Annotated in this window: 21 protein-coding genes; 8 read left to right on the top strand and 13 right to left on the bottom strand. The window is 67.7% G+C overall.

Features of this window, described 5'->3' with window-relative positions; all coding sequences use genetic code 11:
• Window positions 1–20 precede the first annotated feature (20 nt).
• On the bottom strand, window positions 21–2,189 hold the full coding sequence (locus AB0J90_RS33595; protein WP_363602984.1) for a DEAD/DEAH box helicase: 2,169 nt from the start codon (window positions 2,187–2,189) through the stop codon (window positions 21–23).
• A gap of 148 nt (window positions 2,190–2,337) precedes the next feature.
• Here AB0J90_RS33595 and AB0J90_RS33590 point away from each other — a divergent pair, with 148 nt between their 5' ends.
• Window positions 2,338–2,754, top strand: a complete 417-nt coding sequence (locus tag AB0J90_RS33590) for a hypothetical protein (protein ID WP_363602982.1) — start codon at window positions 2,338–2,340, stop codon at window positions 2,752–2,754.
• A gap of 69 nt (window positions 2,755–2,823) precedes the next feature.
• Here the strand turns inward: AB0J90_RS33590 and AB0J90_RS33585 are convergent, their stop codons facing one another.
• The 6 genes from AB0J90_RS33585 to AB0J90_RS33560 all read right to left on the bottom strand — a co-directional run bounded on the left by AB0J90_RS33585 (window position 2,824) and on the right by AB0J90_RS33560 (window position 8,421).
• Complete coding sequence (locus tag AB0J90_RS33585; protein ID WP_363602979.1) at window positions 2,824–3,957, bottom strand: branched-chain amino acid ABC transporter permease; 1,134 nt, start codon at window positions 3,955–3,957, stop codon at window positions 2,824–2,826.
• A 73-nt stretch (window positions 3,958–4,030) separates the two neighbouring features.
• The gene (locus AB0J90_RS33580) at window positions 4,031–4,921 is read right to left on the bottom strand and encodes a branched-chain amino acid ABC transporter permease (RefSeq protein WP_326561158.1); all 891 of its coding nucleotides are present in this window, start codon (window positions 4,919–4,921) and stop codon (window positions 4,031–4,033) included.
• Window positions 4,921–5,652 carry an ABC transporter ATP-binding protein gene (locus tag AB0J90_RS33575; RefSeq protein ID WP_363602977.1) on the bottom strand — a complete coding sequence of 244 codons (732 nt, stop codon included), beginning with the start codon at window positions 5,650–5,652 and terminating at the stop codon, window positions 4,921–4,923. Before AB0J90_RS33575 ends, AB0J90_RS33580 begins: the two co-directional genes overlap by 1 nt.
• Complete coding sequence (locus tag AB0J90_RS33570; RefSeq protein WP_363602973.1) at window positions 5,649–6,392, bottom strand: ABC transporter ATP-binding protein; 744 nt, start codon at window positions 6,390–6,392, stop codon at window positions 5,649–5,651. Before AB0J90_RS33570 ends, AB0J90_RS33575 begins: the two co-directional genes overlap by 4 nt.
• A gap of 8 nt (window positions 6,393–6,400) precedes the next feature.
• Window positions 6,401–7,609, bottom strand: coding sequence for a substrate-binding domain-containing protein (locus AB0J90_RS33565; protein WP_363602971.1), 1,209 nt, complete (start codon window positions 7,607–7,609; stop codon window positions 6,401–6,403).
• 212 nt (window positions 7,610–7,821) lie between these two features.
• Window positions 7,822–8,421, bottom strand: a complete 600-nt coding sequence (locus AB0J90_RS33560; protein WP_363602969.1) for a helix-turn-helix domain-containing protein — start codon at window positions 8,419–8,421, stop codon at window positions 7,822–7,824.
• 90 nt (window positions 8,422–8,511) lie between these two features.
• Between AB0J90_RS33560 and AB0J90_RS33555 the strand changes: the two genes are divergently transcribed.
• Window positions 8,512–9,480: an NADP-dependent oxidoreductase gene (locus AB0J90_RS33555; protein ID WP_363602966.1), complete on the top strand. Its 969-nt coding sequence runs from the start codon at window positions 8,512–8,514 to the stop codon at window positions 9,478–9,480.
• A gap of 52 nt (window positions 9,481–9,532) precedes the next feature.
• Here the strand turns inward: AB0J90_RS33555 and AB0J90_RS33550 are convergent, their stop codons facing one another.
• Genes AB0J90_RS33550 through AB0J90_RS33540 form a run of 3 tightly spaced genes read right to left on the bottom strand, consistent with a single transcriptional unit; the run spans window position 9,533 to window position 11,852 of the window.
• A complete protein-coding gene (locus AB0J90_RS33550; RefSeq protein WP_363602964.1) occupies window positions 9,533–11,329 on the bottom strand; it encodes a hypothetical protein in 1,797 nt (598 codons plus the stop codon).
• The gene (locus AB0J90_RS33545; protein WP_363602962.1) at window positions 11,326–11,583 is read right to left on the bottom strand and encodes a hypothetical protein; all 258 of its coding nucleotides are present in this window, start codon (window positions 11,581–11,583) and stop codon (window positions 11,326–11,328) included. Before AB0J90_RS33545 ends, AB0J90_RS33550 begins: the two co-directional genes overlap by 4 nt.
• Complete coding sequence (locus AB0J90_RS33540) at window positions 11,580–11,852, bottom strand: DivIVA domain-containing protein (RefSeq protein WP_363603035.1); 273 nt, start codon at window positions 11,850–11,852, stop codon at window positions 11,580–11,582. The genes AB0J90_RS33545 and AB0J90_RS33540 overlap by 4 nt, the downstream gene beginning before the upstream one ends.
• 368 nt (window positions 11,853–12,220) lie before the next feature.
• Between AB0J90_RS33540 and AB0J90_RS33535 the strand changes: the two genes are divergently transcribed.
• The 3 genes from AB0J90_RS33535 to AB0J90_RS33525 all read left to right on the top strand — a co-directional run bounded on the left by AB0J90_RS33535 (window position 12,221) and on the right by AB0J90_RS33525 (window position 15,215).
• Window positions 12,221–12,451 carry a winged helix-turn-helix domain-containing protein gene (locus AB0J90_RS33535; RefSeq protein ID WP_363602960.1) on the top strand — a complete coding sequence of 77 codons (231 nt, stop codon included), beginning with the start codon at window positions 12,221–12,223 and terminating at the stop codon, window positions 12,449–12,451.
• A 449-nt stretch (window positions 12,452–12,900) separates the two neighbouring features.
• Window positions 12,901–13,731 (top strand): serine/threonine-protein kinase, encoded by an 831-nt coding sequence (locus tag AB0J90_RS33530; protein ID WP_363602958.1) that lies wholly within the window; start codon window positions 12,901–12,903, stop codon window positions 13,729–13,731.
• A gap of 14 nt (window positions 13,732–13,745) precedes the next feature.
• Window positions 13,746–15,215, top strand: a complete 1,470-nt coding sequence (locus AB0J90_RS33525) for a hypothetical protein (RefSeq protein WP_363602956.1) — start codon at window positions 13,746–13,748, stop codon at window positions 15,213–15,215.
• A 1-nt stretch (window position 15,216) separates the two neighbouring features.
• On the opposite strand, the gene AB0J90_RS33520 is transcribed toward AB0J90_RS33525, so the two are convergent.
• Window positions 15,217–15,963, bottom strand: a complete 747-nt coding sequence (locus tag AB0J90_RS33520; RefSeq protein ID WP_363602954.1) for a hypothetical protein — start codon at window positions 15,961–15,963, stop codon at window positions 15,217–15,219.
• Between the two features lie 409 nt (window positions 15,964–16,372).
• Between AB0J90_RS33520 and AB0J90_RS33515 the strand changes: the two genes are divergently transcribed.
• The 3 genes from AB0J90_RS33515 to AB0J90_RS33505 all read left to right on the top strand — a co-directional run bounded on the left by AB0J90_RS33515 (window position 16,373) and on the right by AB0J90_RS33505 (window position 18,124).
• Window positions 16,373–16,528, top strand: coding sequence for a hypothetical protein (locus tag AB0J90_RS33515; RefSeq protein ID WP_363602952.1), 156 nt, complete (start codon window positions 16,373–16,375; stop codon window positions 16,526–16,528).
• Between the two features lie 115 nt (window positions 16,529–16,643).
• Window positions 16,644–17,162 carry a SigE family RNA polymerase sigma factor gene (locus tag AB0J90_RS33510; RefSeq protein WP_363602950.1) on the top strand — a complete coding sequence of 173 codons (519 nt, stop codon included), beginning with the start codon at window positions 16,644–16,646 and terminating at the stop codon, window positions 17,160–17,162.
• Window positions 17,159–18,124 carry a hypothetical protein gene (locus AB0J90_RS33505; protein ID WP_363602948.1) on the top strand — a complete coding sequence of 322 codons (966 nt, stop codon included), beginning with the start codon at window positions 17,159–17,161 and terminating at the stop codon, window positions 18,122–18,124. Before AB0J90_RS33510 ends, AB0J90_RS33505 begins: the two co-directional genes overlap by 4 nt.
• A gap of 57 nt (window positions 18,125–18,181) precedes the next feature.
• On the opposite strand, the gene AB0J90_RS33500 is transcribed toward AB0J90_RS33505, so the two are convergent.
• Window positions 18,182–21,697 carry a S8 family peptidase gene (locus AB0J90_RS33500; protein ID WP_363602946.1) on the bottom strand — a complete coding sequence of 1,172 codons (3,516 nt, stop codon included), beginning with the start codon at window positions 21,695–21,697 and terminating at the stop codon, window positions 18,182–18,184.
• Between the two features lie 216 nt (window positions 21,698–21,913).
• Window positions 21,914–22,330: a DUF5946 family protein gene (locus AB0J90_RS33495; RefSeq protein ID WP_363602944.1), complete on the bottom strand. Its 417-nt coding sequence runs from the start codon at window positions 22,328–22,330 to the stop codon at window positions 21,914–21,916.
• Window positions 22,331–22,544: the final 214 nt, after the last annotated feature.

Here is a 22,544-nt window from a genome sequence, read left to right as displayed (position 1 = left end):
GAGTGGGGGCAGGGGGTGGGTTAGGCGGATTGGGCGAGGGTTAGGGGGAGGACGGCGGGGGCGCCGGAGCGGCGGAGCAGGCGGGCGACCATGGTCATGGTCCAGCCGGAGTCGACCAGGTCGTCGATCAGCAGCACCGGACCGTCGAGGTCGGCCAGGGCGTCGGCCAGTGCCGGCGGTACGACAAAGGTGTCGTGCAGTGCGCGTACGCGTTGGGCGCTGTTGCCGCGCGGACCGTCGCCGCCAGACGCGCCCTGCCGGGCCGGCACCTCGCCGAGCAGCGGTAACCGGCCGACGGTGGCGATCCGTTCGGCGAGGCTGTGCACGAGTCGGGGCCGGCGGCGGGAGCCGATCGCGACCACCGCCACCGGGCGAGCCGGCCAGGGGTCGGAGCCGCGCGACCAGTCCCGGAGCACCTCGACCATCGCCGCCGCCACGTCGTCGGGGATGGCCGTGTCGGCCGCCTCCGGCGCCACCAGGTTCCGCAGCCGTCCACCCCAACCCAGGTCGGAGAGGCGCCCGAGGGCCCGTCCGGGCAGTGCCTGCTCGCTCGGGCCGATCTTGCCGCGCAGCGGTACGCCGACCGCCTCCAGACCGGTCGGCCAGAGCTTCTTCGGTGTGATGTCGACGCCGGGGCGGCCGAGCCACGCCTGCGCGGCGGCGAGCGCGGGCGCGGAGACGTCGGTGTCGTACCGCGCGCCCGCGCATCGGTCGCACCGTCCACAGGGGACGGCCTCGGGGTCGTCCAGGCAGCGGCGGAGGAACTCCATCCGGCAGCCGGTGGTGCTCACGTATTCGCGCATCGACTGCTGCTCGGCGGTGCGTGCCTCGGCCACCCGGCGCAGCCGGGCCTCGTCGTAGTGCCACGCCTGCCCGGTGGCCAGCCACCCACCGCGTACGCGGCGTACCGCGCCGTCGACGTCGAGCACCTTCAGCATCAGTTCGAGCCGAGTACGCCGAAGGTCGACGATCGGCTCCAGCGCGGGAGTGGACAGTGGACGGTCGAGGTCCAGTGCGGCGAGTACGGCGCGCACCTGCTCCTCGGGCGGGAAGGCGAGCGAGGCGAAGTAACGCCAGATCGCCTGGTCCTCGGCACCGGGCAGGAGCAGCACCTCGGCGTGCTCGACGGCGCGCCCGGCCCGGCCAACCTGCTGGTAGTACGCGATCGGCGAGGGCGGTGCGCCAAGATGGGCGACGAAGCCGAGGTCCGGCTTGTCGAAGCCCATGCCCAGCGCCGACGTCGCCACCAACGCCTTGATCTTGTTGTCGAGCAGATCCTGCTCGGCGGCCCGCCGTTCGGCGTCGTCGGACTGCCCGGTGTACGCGGCGACGGCGTACCCGCGCGAGCGGAGGAACTCGGCGGTCTCACCGGCCGCCGCGACGGTGAGGGTGTAGATGATCCCCGAGCCGGGCAACTCGTCGAGGTGGTCGGCGAGCCAGCCGAGCCGGTGCGCCGGGCTCGGCAGGTCGAGTACGGCCAACCGCAGCGAGGCCCGGTCCAGGGCCCCGCGCAGGACCAGTGCCCCACCGGCGGCCTGACCCGGTGCGGTGCCGGTGTTGAGCTGTTCGGCCACGTCGTCGGTGACCCGCTGGTTGGCGGTGGCGGTGGTGGCCAGCACCGGGGTCCGGTCCGGCAACCCGGCGAGGAACGTACGCAGCCTGCGGTAGTCGGGGCGGAAGTCGTGACCCCAGTCGGAGACGCAGTGCGCCTCGTCCACCACGAGCAGTCCGGTGGTGGCCGCGAGCCGGGGCAGCACGCTGTCCCGGAAGTCGGGGTTGTTCAGCCGCTCCGGGCTGATCAGCAGGACGTCGACCGTACCGGCGTGGATCTCCCCGGCAATCTCGTCCCATTCATCCAGGTTTGCGGAGTTGATCGTACGGGCCCGGATGCCCGCCCGCGCCGCCGCCTCCACCTGGTTGCGCATCAGCGCCAGCAGCGGCGACACGATCACGGTCGGCCCGGCGGCCCCACCGCCGTTCCCGTCCCCGGCCCGCAGCAGCGCGGTGGCCACGAAGTAGACCGCCGACTTGCCCCACCCGGTGCGCTGCACGCAGAGCACCCGTCGCTGGTCGACCACCAGCGCCTCGATCGCCCGCCACTGGTCCTCACGGAGCCGCGCATGATCACCGGCGAGCCGGCGCAACACCGCCTCGGCCCGTTCCCGTACCGCCACCCGGTCATCCGTCACCAGGCATTTCTACCAGCGCGGACGGACACGACGCGCCAGGGACCTCGGAGGGGCACCCTGCGATTCACACCTACGGCACCGGCCCATCGAGTGGGGCCACGCTGCCGCCGGCCCATCCGGCAGGATATGGCCGCGATCCACTGTGGGGATGCTGCTCAACGAGGACCTGATACACGCCGAGACCTACATTCCCCTGCCGTACGAGTCCCCCGACATCGCTGGCGCCCGGGCGCTGGTGGACCACCTCACGTCGGTTTCCGAGAGCGAGCCCGGGACCTACACGGGCTGGGTCGAACTGGCGGGCGAGGTCGGGCAGTATTTCCTGTCCGAGGAGGCCGTCGAGGTGCTGGGCGACTCGGCCAAGTGGTTGCCCTTCGAGGCCACCGTCGACCAGCAGGGGCGCCTTACGACCGTGGCGGTCAGCGTCCCCGAGGTCGGCAACGCCGAGGCGTACGAGCACACCATCACCTACACGAACTACGGCACCGCCCCCACGGTCACGATCACCGCCCCCGCCGACTCGATGAACGCCCCCGCCGAACTCTACGAAATCCTCGCCCCCTGACCCCGAACCTCCTGTTGATCATGAAGTTGGCGCGGTCGACGTCGGCGTGTCGCCGCGCCAACTTCATGATCAACGCCCGGATCGGGCGGGGCGGGGGGTCAGGCGGAGGAGGGGGGTTAGGCGGGTTTTGAGGCTGGCCAGGCCGCCGGGGAAGAAGTAGACGGCGAGGATGAATACGGTGCCTAGGACGAACAGGGGTTGGGAGAGGGGGGCGCTGAGGACGGTGGGGAGGCTGTCGACCGCCGACGAGGAGCCGAAGTCGGTCAGGCGGTGGTCCAGGTACATGTAGAGGAAACCGCCGATGACCGGGCCCCAACGCGTACCGGGTCCACCGAGCACCACCATGACCAGCAGCGACAGGGTCAGCTCGGACGAGGTGATGTGCGGCGACGCGCCACCGACGAGCAGGCAGTAGATCACCCCACCGGCGGTGGCGAGGCTGCCGGAAAGCGTGAACGCGACCAGCTTGAATCGATACGGGTCAAGCCCGAGCACCCCGATCCGCCGCTCGTCGTCGCGGAGTCCGGCGAGCACCCGACCGGTCGGCGAGGCGGCGACCCGGGCCACCACGAAAACCACCAGGGCCAGGTACGCCAGCGCCAACCAGTAGAGGTTGACCGTGTTCGCCACCCCGACCAGGCTGTCCGGCAACCCGGACACGTCCAGTGGCAGACCCTCCTCGCCACCGGTCAGGCCACCCGAGTCGAGCGCGACCAGGGTCGCACCGACCTGCGCGAAGGCGAGCGTGACCATGGCGAAGGCGATTCCAGCCGTACGCAACGCGATCGCACCGAGCAGGGCGGCCAGGATCGCGCCTCCGGCGAGAGTGAGCAGAGCCGCCTGCCACAGCGGGAGCCCGTCCTTGGTGACCAGGATGTCGGTGCCGTAGACCCCGGCGGCGAAGTAGAGCGCGTGCCCGAAGGAGAGCATGCCCGTACGCCCGAACAGCAGGTCGTACCCGGCGGCGAGGCCACCGAAGACCAGGCAGATGGCGAGCAGTTGCAGGGTGCCGGGCGAGTTGAGCGGCCCGTCGAAGAGCCCCGGCAGCGACACCGTCGAGTACGGCAGTATCGCGAAGACCGCCAACGCCACCAGCGGCAACCAGGGCCGGACGAGACCGAACCAGCCCCGGCGGCGCTCCGGTTCGACTGATGGAGCAGCCGGAGGCGGTGCCACCACTGGAGAACTCTTGACCTCGGTCATGCCAGCTCCTCGCTTCGCTCGTCGCCGGCATGCCCTGGACGACTGAGCTCACTGATGACCTCGCTGCGCTCGGTCATGCCGTTACCGCCTTTCCGGCGATGCCCTGTGGGCGGAGCAGCAGCACCGCCGCGAGCAGCGCGACGACGCAGAGGTCACCGGCGCCCGAGGTGCCGTAGTAGTTGACGAACTGCTGCAACAGCCCGACGACGACCGCCGCGTACGCGGAGCCGACCACCGAGCCCATTCCGCCGATCACCACCACGATGAAGGCGAAGATGAGCAGCGAACCGCCCTGGCTCGGTGACACCGAGCCGTAGTAGACGCCACCCAGCCCACCGGCGAGTGCCGCAACGGCCCCGCCGATGACGAAGACCAGGGTGAACGCCTTGCGTACGTCGATGCCGAGCGCGGTGACCATCTCCCGGTTCTCCACCCCGGCCCGGATGATCAGGCCGTAGCGGGTGTAGCGGAGGAAGGCCAGCAGCGCGGCGAGCACCACGACGGCGGCGACGATCAGCAGCAGGATGGAGTTCGGCACCTTCGCGCCGAGCACCACGGTCACCTGCCGGCTCCACTCCGGACGCGGGAAGTCGCGCGGGTCGGCACCCCAGGAAGCCTGGAGCAACGCCACCCCGGCCAGCGACAACCCGACGGTGACCAGCACCTGTTCGATGTTGCGTGAGTAGAGCGGCCGGATCATGACCAGTTCGACCAGTGCCCCGACCAGCGCGCCCGCGGCCACACCGAACGCGACCGCGAGCACGAAGCCGAAGCCACCCGGTCCGGCGCCGGGCAGGTGGTTCGCCGCCCACCAGGTGCCGTACGCGCCGACGGAGAGGAACAGCCCGTGGGCGAAGTTGAGTACGTCGGCGAGGCCGAACACCAGGGAGAGCCCGGCGGCGACGAGGAAGTAGAGCGCGGCCAGGCCGAGCCCGGTGAGCGTCAACAGCACGATGGTGCCCATCAGGCGTGTACCCCCGACGATCCGACTCCGAGCAGGTTCTTGGTCAGGTCCGGCTCCTCCAGCAGTTGCCGGGCGCCGCCGGTCCAGGCGACCCGTCCGGCGTCGAGCACGATCGCGTCCTGGGCAAGTCGGCGTACGACCGCGAGGTTCTGTTCGACGAGCAGGACCGGCACGGTGACCGCGACCCGTTCCAGCACCTCGGCGACCTCGGTGACGACCTTCGGGGCGAGCCCCTTGGTCGGCTCGTCGACCAGCAGCAGCTTGTTGTCGTTGAGCAGCACCCGGCCGATGGCGAGCATCTGCTGCTGGCCACCGGAGAGCGAGCCGGCCCGTTGCCGTCCGCGCCGGTCCAGCTCCGGGAAGAGTTCGTAGACCTTGTCGTACGCCGGTTTCGCGCCGCGCTGTTCGGCCAGCCGCAGGTTCTCGGTGACGGTGAGGCCGGCGAACACGCACCGGTCCTCGGGTACGTAACCCAGCCCGCCCCGGACCAGCTTGTGCGTCGCCTGCCCGGTGAGGCTCTGCGACCCGGTACGGATGCTGCCGCTCACCTCGCCGTTGCGCGGGGTGAGCCCGATGATGGCGCGCAGCGTGGTGGTCTTGCCGACCCCGTTGCGCCCGAGCAGCACGGTCACCCCGGTCGGCGCCACCGTGAAGGAGACGCCCTGGAGGATGTGCAGCCCGGCGATCCGTACCGAAAGATCCTCGACGGTCAGAATCGGTTCGATGCTCATAGCGACTCCCCCAGGTACGCCTCTTGCACGGTGGCGTTGGCCATGACGGTGTCCGGGGTGTCGATGGCGAGCAGCGCGCCGTGGTGCATGACCGCGATCCGGTCGGCGAGCTCCAGGATCACGTCCATGTGGTGCTCGACCATCAGCACCGACCGGCCGCTGTCGCCGGTCAGCGACCGGATCACCGCGACGAGTTCCGGCACGTCCTCGGCGCTGACCCCGGCCATCGGCTCGTCCAGCAGCATCACCTTCGGTTCCCCGGCGAGCAGCAGCGCGATTTCGAGTTTGCGCTTCTCACCGTGGGCGAGGGTGCCGGCGAGTGCCGTACCCCGGTGGCTGAGGCCGACCCGGTCGAGCGCCGCGTCGGCGGCGGCAGCCACGTCCTTGTCGGCCGCCGCCCGCCGCCACAGCTTCATCGACCCGCCACGATGCGCCTGTACGGCGAGCCGCACGTTTTCCCGCACGTCGAGCGAGCCGAACACCGAGGAGGCTTGGAAGGTGCGGCCGAGCCCGAGGCCGGCCCGCCGGTGCGGCGGGAGCCCGCTGATGTCCTGCCCGTGCAGCAGCACCTGCCCCTCGGTGGGGCGCCGCAGCCCGGAGATCAGGTTGAACAGGGAGGTCTTGCCCGCTCCGTTCGGCCCGATCACGCCGAGGAACTCTCCCGGCGCCAGGTCGAAGGAGACGTCGTCGACGATGGCGACTTCGCCGATTCGCCAACTGAGGCCTCGGGTGGCCAGCACTACTTCACTCAGCCCTTCATGGCTACCGCGGGCGGCGCCGTCTCGTCGCTGGTCAGGGCCTTCTGGAGCTCTGCCTTGATCTGGTCGCCGCTGCCGGTCAGCTTGGCCTGGAACATCGGCTGGAGCAGGGCGTGGTCGGCGGGGCGGATGGTGTTCTTGCCCTTGACCCCGTCGAAGCTCCACCCTTCGAGAGCGGTGACCATCTTGTCGACGTCGTCGCCACCCTCGGTCGCGGCCCGGACCACCATCTGGGCGGCGGTGAAGCCGTCCGGGTGGAACAGGTCGAGCGTCCCGCCGGGTACGCCAGCCTTGAGCGCCTTGGTGGCGTCGTTGTCGACGGCGCCGTCGAAGAAGTGCGACAGGAACGAGATCTTCGTCCCGGCGGCACCGAAGGTCGCCCACGACGCGCGGATGTCGAGCCCGGTCACCACCGTGGTGGCGGCGAGTACGCCCTGCTGGTCGAGGGTCTGCCACATCGCCGGAGCGGTGGTGCCGGCCCAGGCGACGAAGAGCAGGTCGGGCTTGGCGGCGCTGATCTGGCTCGCGAACGGGGTGAACTCGGTGGCGCTGGCCGGCGCGAGCACACTGCTCACGGTGGCACCGGCCCCGCCGATGACCGCCTGTACGGCCGCCTCGTTGCTCTTGCCGAACGCGCTGTCCTGGGCGAAGACGACAACCTTCTTGCCCTTGGCGTCGCCGATGAACGACTTCGCGGTGACAACATCCTGGTACGACTGCCGTCCGGACCGGAACGTGTACTTGTTGACCCCGGTGACCCCGTCGGTGGCCGCCGGGCCGGAGATGAACAGCGTCTTGTTCTGGGCGGCGATCGGGGCGACCTGGAGCGCGACACCGGAGGCGGTCGACCCAGCGATGATCTTCGTGCCCTTGCCGATCAGGTCCTTGGCGGCGGAGACCGCCTTGGCCGGGTCACCGGCATCGTCGACCTCGGTCACCTCGACCGGCCGGTCACCGATCTTGTTGGTGCCCTTGGTCGCGTACGACAGGCCGGCCTTGAAACCCTCGATGTACTGCTTGCCGTAGCTGGCCAGCGCTCCCGACTGGGAGTAGACCAGGCCGACCTTGACCGGGGTGGTGTTGGAGTCGCCGCCCCCGGTGGCGGTGTCCTGCGGGCTGCCACATGCCGCGGCGGCGAGCGCCACGGCCATCAAGCTGGCGGCTGCGACGAGCGCTCGCCGGGTGGTCCGGACCGTCATGTATGGCTCCACGTGAGGGAGTAGTGGGTAACTTGTTTGTCGGCTCACGCTAGGAGTGACGTCACGCACGGGCTATGTGGGCGAAACCCATAAGTAACACTGGTTGGGTGGCCTGATCTCACAGCCAGCGCTCGATCGATCAACCCCACCGCCCATGACCGCACTCACGCAGGTGTTGGGTTTGCCCATCCGGAGCGGTGATGCGCTCGGACTCACACTGTCGACGGCGGCGGGTGCGGCAGCGGGTGCGCGCCTTCGGGGCGCAGTCCGTCGAAGATGATGGCAAGGTAGCGCTGCCACAGGTCCGGCGGGGCGTCCGGCACGTAGCTGGTGACGTAGTTCGGCGCGCACATCAGCAGGATGATGTCGGTCCCGGTGACGTCGGCGCGTACGGCACGGTGCTCACGGGCCCGGTCGACCAACTTCTGCACGGTGTTGTACATCTGCTCGCGGACCCTGGTGACCTCGGCGCTCAACTCACCGGCCTCGTGCAGGAACGACAGGTCGCGTTGCTGCCGCTGGTGCGCGGCGACGGTGAGGAACTCCAGCAGCGCGGCACCCGGGTCCGCCGCTTCGAGCAGCCGCTCGCCGGCCGTGTTCAGCTCGTCGATCCGGTCGAGGACGATCGCGGCGATCAGGTCGTCCTTGGTGGCGAAGTGGCGGAACACCGTGCCCTTGCCGACCCCGGCCCTGCGGGCGATGTCGGCGACCGAGGCGTCCATCCCCCGCTCCGCGAACTCGTCCGCCGCCGCCGCCAGGAGCAGTTGCCGGTTGCGTACGGCGTCGGCGCGGAGGGGACGGGTCGAGGTCACGCCGTCACCCTAACAAGTTGACCACCCGGTCCGTTTGTTGCTAGCTTCCTGACAGAACATGACCGCCCGGTCCGTTTCCTGGAGGCATCCATGAAGGCAGTTGTCGTGACCCACTACGGACCGCCCGAGGAGTACACGATCGCCGACGTCCCGGTGCCCCGCCCCGGTCCCGGGCAGCTCCAGGTACGGATCGCCGCCGCCTCGATCAACCCCGCCGACATCCGGCTGCCCAGCGGCGCTTTCCACGACTTCGCGCCGCTGGAGTTCCCGCACGTACCCGGCAACGACTTCGCCGGCACTGTCAGCGAGGTCGGCGCCGGGGTTATTTCCTACCGGGTGGGGGACGAGATTTTCGGTCAGGCCGTGCCGCGTGCCCTGCGGGCGATGGCCGGGGCGAACCGCCCGTCGCTGAGCACCGGTTCACTCGCCGAGTACGCGGTCTTCGAAGCCGACACCCCGTTCCTGGCCCACCGCCCGCCCAACCTCAGCGTCGAACAGGCGGCGGCACTGCCCACCACCGGCCTGACCGCCCGCGCCCTGATGGCCACCGCCAACATCCAGCCCGGCGAAACCGTCCTGGTCATCGGCGCCACCGGCGGCGTCGGCACCGCGGTGCTCCCACTGCTCGCCGGAGTAAAGGCGCAGGTCATCGCCACCTCCACCACCGCCGACGCCCCCACCATCCGTGCCCTCGGCGCGACCCGAACCATCGGGTACGCCGAAGCCGAGTACCCGTCCGACGTCGACGTCGCCCTCAACCTGACCCTGCCGAGCGACCAGCTCACCGCAGTGGCAGCCGCCGTACGCCCGGGTGGACGACTGCTCACCATCACGTACCCGGTGCCGGAGCAGGGGTGGATCGGCCGGGACGACGTGGAGCTGCTGTTCGTGCTGGACATGGACGGCACGTACGGCGGAATGCGCGAGGTCGGCGAACTGGCCGCCCGTGGTGAACTGCCGGCCACGATCGGCCGCCGTTACACCCTCGACCAGGGCGTCCAGGCGTGCGTCGACTTCGCCCGCGCACACACCACCGGCAAACTGCTCGTCACCATCTGAGGCTCACCGCTGGCTGTCTGGCTGTCTGGCTGGCGATTCGCTGTCGCGGCACTCACTGGTCCGGACCGTGGCCGTCGCCCCGATCCGGGTCCAGCCGAATGGAGATCGGCTCACCGGGGCGACTCCGAGCAGCCCGCGGCAGCGCCGACTCCAGTTCGAGCGGCTGCGCGACTGATGCGAGTTGCTGCGGCACCGGGAGCGGCCGCGCCGGATCGGCGGGTACGGCGGCGTACAGGGCCGAGCCCAGGTAACGCAGGCAGTGGTCGATTGCCTCGGGCAGGCTGTTCCGCAGCGGCGCGAAGATCCACTCGGGGGTGTCACCGGGTTTGACCGCCCGCACCTCCCAGCGCACACCCTGCACCTTTGCCAGGTTGTCGGCATTCTTCGTCAGGTCCTGGACGGTGACCCGGAGCGCGAGCCCGAGACCATGGACCAGGTGGACGAGCTGCCCGAGTGACAGCTCCGACCAGCCCGTCACCTGAACCAGCAACCGCCCACCGGGACGCAACCCGCCAGCGAGCGCCAGGTACCGATCGAGCGGGTCCGCGTCCGGTTCCGGCAGCATGACCAGCCCGTGACACAACCGATGGTCGATCGTCCCAACGCCGTCGAACTCGGCCATCGCCTCCGGTCCACGGCCGAACAGCCCCACCCACGAGCCGAGCCGGTAACGCTCGCCGAGCTGCACGATCGGTTGACCGGCGACCTCCCTCGCCACCACCGTCCCGGACCCGCGAGCGCCGCTTCCCTCGTGTTCCGGTCGCTGCCAGTTGAGCCAGATGGTCCGGTCGGCCAGGTCGGTGAGGACAACGGCCGCGCCCTGGTGCAGCCGACGCTGGCCGGAGCAGGTGGGACAGCGGCGGGTGCCCTGCCAGGTGCTGCCGCTGCCGTGACAGTCCGGGCAGGTCACGCTCGGGATCGGATCACCGAGGTAGGCCGGGGACGGTGGTTCCCAACCGCGCCGCACCGCCTGCTCGCCGGTCCGCAGGCTGGCGTGCCACCAGTTCCGGTTCCGCCAGATCGCCTGGGCCCCCGCTTTGTCGTCCGCGCAGTCCCGCATGATCCGCCGTTCGAGCTGGTCGACATCGGGTTCGCTCCACACCTGGTCAGGCTTGATCGAGGGTGTGAGGTAGTGCGCCGGGGCGGTCGCGCAACGCTCGGCGAGACCGTAGACCGCGTCGGCGACGGTGGTGCACTCGATCGCGGTCAGCAGGCTGTGGGCGTACCCGTGGGTGGTGATCGGGATGGGCGAGCCTGGCAGTTCGAAGCGGATGTCCCAGGTGAGACGGTCGCCGGGTGATTTTCGGGCCTCGATCACCAGGTCGAGGCAGAGGAGGTCGGCGGCCCGGCAGAGTCCGGCGAGAAGTTTGTTGTGGTCGGGTGGGCCGGGGTCGGTCGAGTCGCCGAGGTAGACCCACCACGGGTGTCGGGAGAGGCCGCCGAGCGCGGTGACTTCGAGCGCGAGGCGTTCGGCGGCGGGCAGGTCGGGCTGCCACGCGCGGGGCAGGTGCAGGCTCAGCTCGCCGTCCGGGTCGAGCGGCTGCTCCGGCCGGTCCACCTCACGCAGGCTGCGGACCGCCGTCCCGGTCTGCTGCGCCAGCTCGATGACCAGCGGAAACAAGGCCAAACGCCAACCGCCGTACGGTGAGGGCGTCGCCTGCACCAAGCCCGGCACCACGTTCACCGAGGCGACCGCACCGGTGTCCCGGTTGCCAACGGTGATCACGAGTTGGGCGCGGAGCCTGCCGTGCTGCGCGCATTCGACACACGGCTCCGCCACTGTTCCGGTGAGTTTGAAGGTCAGGCCGTCGCAGCCGACGCAGGTGACCGCGATGGGTGCGTCGCTCATTTGCACTCACCGGAGTGCGCCGCCGCCTTCCCGCACCGCCGCCGCTCGCCCTCGGTGGGACGATCACAGAACACCTGGTGGCGAGCGTTCTGATTGTCCTCTTCGGACACCTCAGCGCCGGTGGAGTCGATCTGCGGCAGGAAACTCACCGAACGGGCGAGTACGCGAGCCAGGTTGAGCGCACCGGGCAGGTCGGGCGCGGTGACGGGCAGGTGGATGACGTACCGGTTGGGGTGGGCGTCTGCGGTGGTCACACCCGTACTCCGGGGGTGAACCGGGACTGCCAGGCCCGCAGGTGGTTCTTGATCCGGATGTTCTCGTCGCGGGTGCGGTCCAACTCGCCTTGCAGGGCGTTCAGCTCGTCGGCGACCCGGTGCAGGAAGACGCGTACCTCCTCGGGGTCCAGCCCGTACCGCCGGAGCGGAAACTGCCGGTCCCGCACCTGCCCCTCGCTCAACGGCGGGTACGTCGCCGTCCGGTAGTACCCGCTCGCCTGGTTGTTCGCCGCCCGTACCCAGGTGATCGGCCTCGGCCGCACAGCCGGAACCGGGGCTGGGGCGGGTTTCCGCCACCAAGAAAACAGAAGTCGAAGCAGTACGCGCACGTGCCAGCCACCTTCCGCGAGAGAGTGGAAGGCGACCCGGCCGGAGCGCCGGAGAAGTCCAGACCGGGCCGCCACTCAGTCGGGACAGGGGCGGTTGTTCCGGGTCACCCCTGCCCCGACACTGCCCGTCCTCTGGCGATTTGCCGAACCACCCGAAGACGACACAGTGAACCTACTACACCTACTACAGCATGTCTACGATCGATGCTCCCAACCTGGTGAAGTTATTGCAGTAGCTCTAGTAGGTGAGGCATGATCGGTGGTGCCGAACCACCTGGAGATGACCCATGCCCTCAGCGGAGCCGTCGTTCAAGCGGATAGTCAACGAGATCAGCGCCCGGATCAAGAGCGGAGAGCTGGCGCCGGGCGAGAAGCTGCCCTCCACGTCCCAACTCGCGACGCAGTACAACGTCAGCACCGGCACGGTCTACCGAGCCCTGTCGCTGCTCCACGACCGCGACCTCATCCTGGGCCAACCAGGCCGTGGCACGTACGTCGCTGACCGCTCGGACAAGTAACCCCGAACTTACGCTTCCACCAGGACATACGAAGCGCCAACCGAACGCTGGGCTAGCGGCAACACGGGGACTTCATGGCCACTCGGGCGAGCCAGACAGGCTTGCCGCACGGTCCTGGCGACAACAGCAATTCGACTCCGATGACGAGGCATCACATGGCATCCATGCCCGTGGTGTTGAACGACGTCTAGCTGCACTGGCAATCTCCCCTTGCTGGACTTGGCGGTCGGATTGTCGACTCCTCGCAGCCACCCGTCGACGTTTGACCCTCCGGCTTTCACCGAGGGCAACTTTCACAAACAAGCGCATCCGTAGGCATACCGGGTCACTCAAACGCCTGGAACCGAAGGGATTTGGGGCCTCGGAATCAGCCCAATGGGTCATTCTGTTCGCCGGGTACTCACACTCCACGGACGGACGATCGATGGGCTCCTGTCGACCGTCGATATATGGTCGCCCGTATGTCATCGCCCGAACCACGGCTCCCGCGCCACCTCGTAATCCCGCTACTCGGCTCAGAGGCAGAGCTCTTGGGAGTGGGCACCTACGGTGACACATGGAGATCCGGCGACCGGGCAGTCAAGATCCTTTGCGGTGCTCCCACAGACCCTCGTCGCGTGACACGCGAGGTCGAGGCGTTACAGCGTGTGGACAACCCGCATGTCGTTCGACTGTACGGCCTACGACGTCTATCGATTTCAAGCAACGACTACCAGGCACTCGAATTCGAGTTCGTGCCCGGAGGAGATATCTCGGAACGCATCACCGCGAAGGACTGGCCCACTGTCGAGCAGGCGACCAGCCTTTTGATCGCCCTACTACAAGGACTCCAAGCCCTTCACGAAAGCGGTTCCATCCATCGCGATCTGAAGCCCGCAAATATAGCGTTACGTAGCCGAAGCTGGGCCCTCCCGGTAATCCTTGACCTTGGCCTAGCGAAACAACTTGACGCAAGCACCGTGACAATTTATCCAGGACTTCTTGGCACACCCGCATACATGGCACCTGAACAGCTACGAGGGCAACCCGCACACAAGGCCAGCGATCTATTCGCCGTGGGGGTAGTAATTCACCAGCTACTACTCGGGCGACATCCGCTGTACGACCCATCGGAATCATACGAACTGCCGGATATGCTTCGACTGATCGAGAGCGGAATCCCGCCAATATCACTGGAGTATCCCGAAGCCCTACGTCGCGTGGTAACTCGACTGACGTCGGTCCAAGCGTATCGCCGCGGCAGTACCCGTAGCAACCTGCAAATCCTTGGACTTGGATAGCGGAGGGCTAAGCAGTGAGCGAGGAACGTAACACAAATGACGCACAGTGGGAACTCGAAGAAGAGCACTGGAGCGAGTTCTATCCGGACGAAGTCGACGAGATGCTAGAGGAGCTACGCCTAGAGCGGGCCGACGAGGATGACAAGCCACAGCACGAGGAGATAATGGAGCTAGCGAACGAGCATGCGTGGATGTTCATACGTGGTTCGCGTTCTGGGACGGTAGTTACAGATCTGCCCTCCGGTTCAATCACCAGAGAAGGCCAGGTGCCACCGATACCGACCAGGGATGCAGCTCTCGATGGCCGTCGTTCGATTCTTCTGTATCACGCAGGTGGGACACGTTTCGCACAGGGCCGAGAACTCTTGACCCGACTGCATGCAAAAAACGGGGCGTCCCTCGGGTTGGGAGTGTCAGTCAGCATCCCACGCCACTCGGCTAAGAAGATAGCTGATGTTTTCGATTGCTCGGTCGCCGCACTCCGTATCGCCGATCCCGAGGCATTCTGGTTTGATCAGGAGGTATTACAGCTTGCGAGCACAGACCCCGAGACGTATACCCATCAGCAAACAGGGATTGCTGCGGCTCGGCGCGCCGCCCGACTCAAAGAGTTCGCACCCTATCTACATCGTTTGAGCGACAATTACTTCATCGATGAGGTCGTAGAAGCTCAACGGGCGGCAGGAGCGAACCTGATCCTCACTTCTGGTCGCGCTCTCTCGACCTCACACCCCACCCGAAGCATTGAGAATCTGATACAAGAGGGTGATCACGTCCACTCACTGCTGTCCACGAACGAACGCATGGCCCTAAACATCACCTTGCCTCTGGACTTCATCACTAATGAAAGCCTTTGCGATGCACTGCTTGCCGAATTACTAGAGCGAGAGCAGTTCGATGTTTGGCACGTGCGCGGGCAATGGCGGAACAACGAAGACGGCGCCGTACTGAAGGACCCGACGGCCCTAAAGTTCTACAAGAACCTATCAAATCTCGCCGAAGAAGAGGGACGAGTCCTACTACTGCCACAGAGCGGCTTGACTGGGTGGTATTTCCTAGCCCACGGGGCCCGCGGGTTCGGCACTGGCACATCAATGGCGCAGCAGGCTTTCCTTCAACACAGGCCGTTCGCTCGGCAGCCAGGTATTCCGAACGTCCAGCGAATCTTCGAACGCGCACTTCTTCATCCCGTCGAATTTACTTTCCACTTGAGTCTGCGCGACCAACCAAAATACGTCGCGTGTGATTGCCGGTGGTGCGAAGCGATTGACGCAACCCAGGTGTATAACAGGACGACGAGCGGCTGGCACACCCTCTATAACCATGGGGCATTAACAGCCTCTGCTCGCGGATCTGACTCCACCGGGGGGCGCAGAGCCGCCGTCCGGAAGATTCTTCGACGCGCTCAAGCTTTCCGTAACGATCAGAATCTTCTCGGAAAAAACGATCCGAAGCACCTCAGTAACTGGTCGGAGTTACTCTGAATCAGACTCCCCCGCTACCAAACAGAGAGGCCCATTGCCACGTGCGTTGCCCGTCGAGATAAAGCCGCGTCACCCGTTCAGTTAAGATCAGTCGTTGAAGTGGCCACGAAGGACGACTAGGCGGCGACTTATGAACAGCGAGCGCCCCAGAAGCATTCAAGCCCGCGATACCGACCCGCGAGTCATGGAACCACTGCAAGTTTCGTAGAGCAGGCTTAATGGCATGGTCGTCCAGCACTACCCACGCCAAGTCGGCTCCAATCGCATGCCTCGTTGCTTGCGAAAGGGCGCGTTTCCATGCATTAAGCTTCGCTTCGATCGTCACGAGGTGAGTTATTGTGGACGAGAACCCGTGCGTGGCTTTCCATCGCCCCCTGGAAAGCCGGACCACGTGTCCGCCTTCCAACAGGCGAGGCAGGACGATCGATGACAGGTAACCGGGGGACATGCCACTGTGCCGGGCAATCTGGGCTGTAGTTATCTCCACCTCTTCACCAACTCGACTAGCCAGATAAAACATGGCAGTCACGTCCGCAGCATCAATGATCGGCATCAGAGAATGAGCAACCCTGAACGCAATCATATTGTGATCGAAAACAGCCAGCACCAAATCTGGAATCCCCGCGCTTGCTGCCACCTGAAAAAAGGGATGGGCTTCGCCTGCATGACAAACGAGGGTTTCCGCATGGCTCGCAGCGGACTCATACATAGCAGACTCTGCCATGAATCGGTTAGCCATTACAACCATGAGAGTATGCTATCGTTCATTGGAACCAATTGCAACAGATGCAACGCCGCCCAAATTGCGCTTTAAACCGCACCAATGAAGGGCGCGCGGCTGCATAATCTGGGCAAACCAGTGCCACTGAACTCCCTCCTCGACGGCAGCAGCCTAGGCGTCAAGGTGACCCGACTTGGATCTATTGCAAGTATTAGTGATGAAGTCCTGATTTAAGCACGTCGACCAATCGCGGGGTGGTAGAAACACTCTACGGAGCACCTCATCGCTCGCCGCTATCGCGGACAAATCAGGCTCCGTCAGCACTAGCGAAGCCGACGGAAGTCGCACCATTCGGGGATTCGACGCACTCGGGTTCTCGGCGTGGCTGTTCCACTCCAGGCTCTGCTACGGCCTGGACGAGCAGGCACTTGAGAAGTTGGGCATACGGCCTATCGAGCATGGGCTACTCGCCAGCCTTGACGAGGCACGGTATGTCGCGGAGCTGACCAACAACAAGCGCGGCGAGCACGACGGCACTCCCTTCGACGTCGACTGGTTTCCGGCACTCATCACCCGGCACAACCCTGCGTAGCCGCACACCACGACGGCCGCAGGCCGCGTTCAAGGGATGTTCGGCGCGTACCAAGAACTCGTGAGGGCCGCTCGGCCGTGGCAACCGCCCGTACAGGGGTGGAGTTCTTAGCTGCGTGAGAGTTGATCCGAGCTTCGACACATTCGTCGAGGAGCGGTCGGCAGCGCTGTTGCGCCTCGCGTACCTGCTCACGGGAGACCGTGGGCATGCCGAGGACCTGTTGCAGACCGCTCTGCTGCGTACGATGCGCCGCTGGTCGAAGGCGCGCGACGCACCTGAGGCGTACGTCCGGCACGTCCTGGTCAACCTGTCCCGTGACCGGATCAGGGGGCTGCTGCGTAGACCACGCGAAACTCCGCTGCCCGAGGACAGGGACGCGTTCCGTACCAATGATCCCGGCCTGGAAGCGGTCGGCAACCGGCGTCTGGTGGCCGACGCGGTCGCCACCCTGCCGATCCGGCAGCGGCAGGTGATCGTGCTCCGGTTCTTCGAGGACCTTTCGGTCGAGCAGACAGCGGCGCTGGTCGGCTGCTCGCCCGGAACCGTCAAGTCGTACACATCCCGCGCCCTGGGCCGCCTACGCGAACTGCTCGGGGATCAGCACGACACACAGGAGATGAGGGTTTTCCAATGACCGCGCTCAACGAGGACCAGTTGGGGCAGCAGCTCGGCACCCGGCTGCACGACGAGATGGCCGGGTTCGGGGCGCCTTCGGGGCTGACCGCGACCCTGCACCGCCGGCACAACCGGCGGACGTGGGGGCTGCGTGTCGCGGGTGGGGTGCCGGTGGTCGCGGCGATCGCCCTGGCGGCGTCGCTGACCCTCTCCCCGGCCGGCACCTCACCGAACACCAACGCGTCCGGCACCGGCAACACCGGCAGCATCGTCGACAACGCCCCGGACATGCTCACGGTCAGCTTCGTCAGCGAGCGCACCACCAGCGCACTGGGCAACCTGACCGACTCGGTCCAGCACGCCCGCTCGATTTTCGCCGACGGCAAGGGCAAGACCACCTTCACCAACGAACGCTGGGTCGATGCGAAGACCGGGCGTGAGCGTACGGACGAACAGGACGCGCAGAGCGGGGGCGCAATCACCGTCGTCAAGTCCGGCAACGGCAATGACGCGATCGTCATCGACCACCAGAAGAAGAAGTGGTGGAACGACCAGATCGCGGGAATGCCGGAGGGCGTCGAGGTGACCGTCACGCAGGGGCCTAACGGGGAGCGGATCGAGACGCCGACCGGTAAGAAGCCCGTTGGTCCGCTGATGGATCCCGCCGAGCTGAAGGACGCGCTCGCCACCGGGACGTTGACGCTGATCGGTGAGGAGTCGCTGGACGGTAAGGCAACCGTGCACCTGCGCTGGGTTCCGGTGCCGGCTTCGACCACGGACATCTGGGTCGACGCCGAGTCGTACCTCCCGGTCCGGAAGATCTCCGCCGGCCCGAAGGCGACCGACACCATCGACTTCGAGTGGCTGCCGCGTACGCCGGAAAACCTCGCCAAGCTCGAAGGCGCCGCGCCGGCCGACTACAAGAAGCTGCCCTGCGCCCCGCTTCCCATCGAGGGCAAGGACTGCGGCCTGGGTAACTGATCCGCACGCGGTGGGGCCCCGGACCGCGGTTCGCGATCCGGGGCCCCGTCGTGTCGGTCAGCCGGCCCGGTAGGCGCGGATGATGGTCTGCTCGATCCCGCTGCCACCGTCGGCGGTCGCCTTGATCCGCAACGAGACCGCCTGCTCGGCCGTCACGTTCGGCAGCACGCCGGTGAAGGTGTCCGCACCGTCGGGTCGTACGGCGGCGGACTGCCAGGTGGCGCCGTCGTCGACCGAGGTTTCCAGGGTGAACGCGGTGATGTTCTGCCTGGCCACCCCGTGCGACTGGTGCACGGTGAAGCTGGCGTCGCCTCCGATCGGCTTGTTCGCCGGGCCGAGCGGCAGGGCGTAGTCGACCGACAGCAGCGGCACGGGGATGCTGCTGGTCGCGTCGGCCGGGCCGGTGGACCGGAACGTCCAGGCCGTGTTGACCCGGGTCGACAGACTCATCAGCCGGGTGGCGTCGAGGTCGTAGGTGAGCCGGTAGTCACCGGCCGCCTGGGGGATCTCGAAATCGCCGTACGACTCCGGCTGCTCGCCGATCAGCTCACCGTTCCGGTGCAGGGTGAGCGTACGGGTGGTCAGGCCGTGGAAGCCGTCCCACGGGTCGATGCAGTCGAAGCGCTGGTGCTGGTCGGACAACTCGACCAGGTCCACCCGCAGCACACCCTGCGTACGCCGGATCGGCTCGGGTACGCAGCCGCTCGGGGAGAGCGCCGGGTCGTCGTACCAGTCTGGGCGCAGGGGTTGGCGTACCCAGGTTTTCTGCTGGCGGCTGCCGGCCGGGTACTCGCGCATCGCCTCCTGCGTCACGACCATGGTGTGCGGGTCGAGCAGGTCGAACGCGCCGGAGAAGAACGCCTCGTCGATGTAGGAGAAGCCGGGCGTGAGGTAGTCGACCCGGGTGGCCGGCACCTCGTTCGTGGCCGCGTCGAGCAGGAAGAATCCGTCGGCGGTCAGGCCGTACCGCTTGTGGTTGGTGACCGCGTCGGCCGTGTCGAGGGTGTGGAAGCTCTGGTCGACCCGGATGAGCTGGGCCTGTTCGGCCGGGGACACCTGCCAGGACAGGTCCTGCGGGATGCCGTCCGGCAGGGCGCGGATCAGCTCGTAGACGTACGGGGTCGGTACGGTGCCCGGGGCGTGCAGGCTGACACTCGTGTACGCCTCGAAGCGCCCGACGCCGGGCTTCTCCATCGGCATGGCGTAGGCGCCCCAGGACTTGGCGGCCTCGCCCCAGGCGAACGCGAAGTCGTCGCTGACGTGGGTGCCGTCGGCCGCGTACTGCCGGTAGGTTGCCCCGACCTGGGCCGCCTCGGTCGCCACCCCGTCGAGGGCGGCCTTCACCGGGCTGGCCTGTGCGGCGTCGGCGACCACGGTCGTGTCGCGATCCACGATCACGTCCGGGTCGCCGACCAGGATCATGCGGCTGAGCCCGGTCTCCGGGTTGTCCTCCACCTGGTAGCCGGCGATGCTGTACCGCCCGGCCGGCACCCGGATGGTCGCCGGTTCGTTCGGGGACAGGTTGGTGAACTCGTTGAACCTGGTCGGGTCGTCGATGCTGGCGATCCGTACCCCGCCCCACTGGTCGATGGTCGAGCCCCCGTCGGGCAGCGAGGTCACGCTGAGCGCCAGGTCGAAGCTGCGCGGTTCGATGTAGAAGGCGACCGGGGTGCTGGCGACAAACGCACCGCCGCGCGTGCGGGCGGTGACGGTCGCGGTGTAGAGCCCCGGTTTGCCGGCGAGCCGGGTGGGGTCCAGGCGCAGGGTCACGGTGGCGATGGCCCCACGGCCGACCGTCACCCGGTCCGCCGAGAGCCGGACGGCGCCCGCCGGTGCGTTCACCCCGTCACGGGTACGGACATTCAGGTCCAGTTTCAGGGTCTCGGCGCCCCGGCCGGTGTTGAGCCAGCTCAGTTTGGTCGACGCGGTCCCGCTCTGCGGATAGGCGAAAATCCCGAGGTCCACCACGTCCTGCGCGGCAACCACCCCACCCAGCGCCCGTACGGCATCCAACCGCCCCGCGCCGACCGCGTACGTGTCCATGTTCGACAGTGGGTCGGCGGCTCCGACCAGGGCTGCCTTGAGCTGTCCGGCCTGCCAGTCGGGGTGCCGCTGGGCGAGCAGTGCGGCTGCCCCGGCAACGTGCGGGCTGGCCATCGAGGTGCCGGAGGCGGCGGTGTAGCGGTTGTCGACGGGGGTGCCCATGGTCGTACCGGCAGCCCGTGCGGCGATGATGTCGACACCGGGCGCGACCAGTTCCGGCTTGGCCGCCTGGGAGTTGACCAGCGGCCCCCGGTCGGAGAACTCGGCGAGCGTGTCGGTGCCGTCGACCGCGCCGACGGTGAGGGCGGTGCCGGCAGCGGCGGGTGAGGCGATCTGCCCGGGGGTCGGTCCGGCGTTACCAGCGGCAACCACGAACAGGGTGCCGTACTGGGCGGTGAGGTTGTCGACGGCGAGGGACATCGGGTCCGTACCGTCGCTCGGCTCCCACCCGCCGAGGCTCATGTTGACCACATCGGCCCGTGCCGCCGCCCACTCCATGCCGGCGATGATCTGGGAGTCGCTGCCGTACCCGTCGTCGGTGAGGACCTTGCCGATCACCAGGTCGGCGTCGGGGGCGACCCCGCGCCGCAGGCCCGGCGCACCCGCGCCGCTGCCGGCGATCGTCGCCGCCACGTGAGTGCCGTGCCCGTTGCCGTCGACCGCGTTGCCGCCCTCGACGGTGAAGTCGGCCCGCTCCACGACCTGTCCGACCAGGTCAGGATGGGTGAAGTCGGCACCGGTGTCGAGCACGGCCACCCGGCTGCCCCGACCGGTGAAGCCGGCCTGCCACGCCTTCGGCGCGCTGATCTGGTTCAGGTTCCGGTCGAGGCGACCATTCCCCGCCTGCCGATCGCCGTCCGGTGCGGCCTGAATCGGTGCGGTGGCTCCGGTGGCGCGTACCCGGCGGTCCAGCCACACCTTCGGGCCAGTGTCCGCGGTTCGGGCGCCGGCCGCGACGGGCGCGCGGGCGGTCAGCGTACGGAGAAAGTCCGCGCCGCCCTTCTTCGGCTGGCTGCCCGCGACCGCGCCGATGGTCGGCAGTGCCCGGCGTCCGCCCAGGCTCGCGGCCAACGGCTCGGCGGTCAGGGAGCCCGCCGCTCGCGCCCCGGCCCCGCCCGGCCGCACGATAAGCGGCAACTCGGCCGTACGCGCGTCGTCGTAGCCGTCGAGGATCAGCGCCGTCACGTCGAACAGCGACTCGTCCAGGACCGATCCGACCAGTCGGGCCACCTCGCCCGGCACGACCCGTACGTGACCGTCCGGGCCGCAGCTGCGGTGCTGCACACCGCTGGGCTTCGCCGGTTGCACACTGACCACCGGGCAGGCCGAACCCCGGCCCGTCACGGTCACCACGTCACCGGTCAACAACGTCACCGCGTACGTCTTGTCCGCCGGCAGCACCGGCCCGCCGGAACCGGACGGTTCTGTCGCCGGCACCGACGGCCGCTGACCGGGTGCCGACGGCTGCGGCTGTGCGAGCGCCGGATTGCCGGTGACAGTGAGAGTGGCGGCGACCAGCGCTGCGGTCACCGCCACTGCCTTCGAAAGATCGTGTCTACGCCGTACCATCAAGCGCTTTTCCCTCTCTTGAGCCCACGACCGCCCACCCGACCTGCGGTAACGCACGCATCGGGGCGCGACGATGCCAATCCCCCGTCAGGGACCGTCATCTCATTGACGCAGGTCGACCGCCGACGGTTGTGCGGGTCGGACGGCAATCTGACTCAGAAGCGGCGGCCAGGGCCATCAGGACGCGGGCGCCCACGCGGCGACGGTCGACTCGGCCCAGGAGCGGACCAGGTCCGGGTAGCCCGGCGCCGGGAAACTGCCGCCGACGGCCACGTCGACGATCGTCGTCACGAATATTCGGGGCGCCTGGATGGCAGCCCTCGGGAGGTCGACGACCTGACGTTCCGGCCGATCATCACGTCCCCGGTGCCGGTGGGAGTTTCGGCGGCGGGCCTGTGCGACGACGGCGTCGACCGCCGGTTGCCCACCACTGAGGTACGCGTACAGCAGCGCCCACGACGCGGTCGGGTCGCCGGGAGCAAGTGGGTGTCGGGGGTGCTGGAGGAAGTAACAGGCGACGGCCACACCGTGCAGCGGTCCCCACGGTGGCTGCCGAGAGTAGTCCAGCACCAACAACCGTCCGAACAGCACCACAGACCTCCTGCAAGCCTCCCCCACCCCCCCTCCAGACACCTCCCCAGCGATCCAGCCCGCCTTCCTCGACGATCTTGCACTTGTGGTGCCCGGATCAGGGTACTCATCCCGATTTGTTCACCACCACAACTGCAAGATCGTCGCGGAATGCGGGCTGGATCGCTGGGGAGGTGTCTGGAGGGGGGGTGGGGGAGGCTTGCAGGAGGTCTGTGGT

The sequence above is a fragment of the Micromonospora sp. NPDC049523 genome (genome assembly GCF_040676775.1).
In the GTDB taxonomy this organism is placed as follows: domain Bacteria; phylum Actinomycetota; class Actinomycetes; order Mycobacteriales; family Micromonosporaceae; genus Micromonospora_G.
Note: the sequence above shows the minus strand (reverse complement) of the source record. Positions and strands in the feature narration are given on the sequence as shown.

Bases quoted from the DNA above. Each gene is read 5' to 3' on its own strand.
- AB0J90_RS33585 (WP_363602979.1), bottom strand. From the start codon at position 3,957: ATGACCGAGGTCAAGAGTTCTCCAGTGGTGGCACCGCCTCCGGCTGCT.
- AB0J90_RS33520 (WP_363602954.1), bottom strand. From the start codon at position 15,963: ATGGTTGTAATGGCTAACCGATTCATGGCAGAGTCTGCTATGTATGAG.
- AB0J90_RS33530 (WP_363602958.1), top strand. From the start codon at position 12,901: ATGGTCGCCCGTATGTCATCGCCCGAACCACGGCTCCCGCGCCACCTC.
- AB0J90_RS33580 (WP_326561158.1), bottom strand. From the start codon at position 4,921: ATGGGCACCATCGTGCTGTTGACGCTCACCGGGCTCGGCCTGGCCGCG.
- AB0J90_RS33590 (WP_363602982.1), top strand. From the start codon at position 2,338: ATGCTGCTCAACGAGGACCTGATACACGCCGAGACCTACATTCCCCTG.
- AB0J90_RS33505 (WP_363602948.1), top strand. From the start codon at position 17,159: ATGACCGCGCTCAACGAGGACCAGTTGGGGCAGCAGCTCGGCACCCGG.
- AB0J90_RS33555 (WP_363602966.1), top strand. From the start codon at position 8,512: ATGAAGGCAGTTGTCGTGACCCACTACGGACCGCCCGAGGAGTACACG.
- AB0J90_RS33575 (WP_363602977.1), bottom strand. From the start codon at position 5,652: ATGAGCATCGAACCGATTCTGACCGTCGAGGATCTTTCGGTACGGATC.
- AB0J90_RS33535 (WP_363602960.1), top strand. From the start codon at position 12,221: ATGCCCTCAGCGGAGCCGTCGTTCAAGCGGATAGTCAACGAGATCAGC.
- AB0J90_RS33550 (WP_363602964.1), bottom strand. From the start codon at position 11,329: ATGAGCGACGCACCCATCGCGGTCACCTGCGTCGGCTGCGACGGCCTG.
- AB0J90_RS33565 (WP_363602971.1), bottom strand. From the start codon at position 7,609: ATGACGGTCCGGACCACCCGGCGAGCGCTCGTCGCAGCCGCCAGCTTG.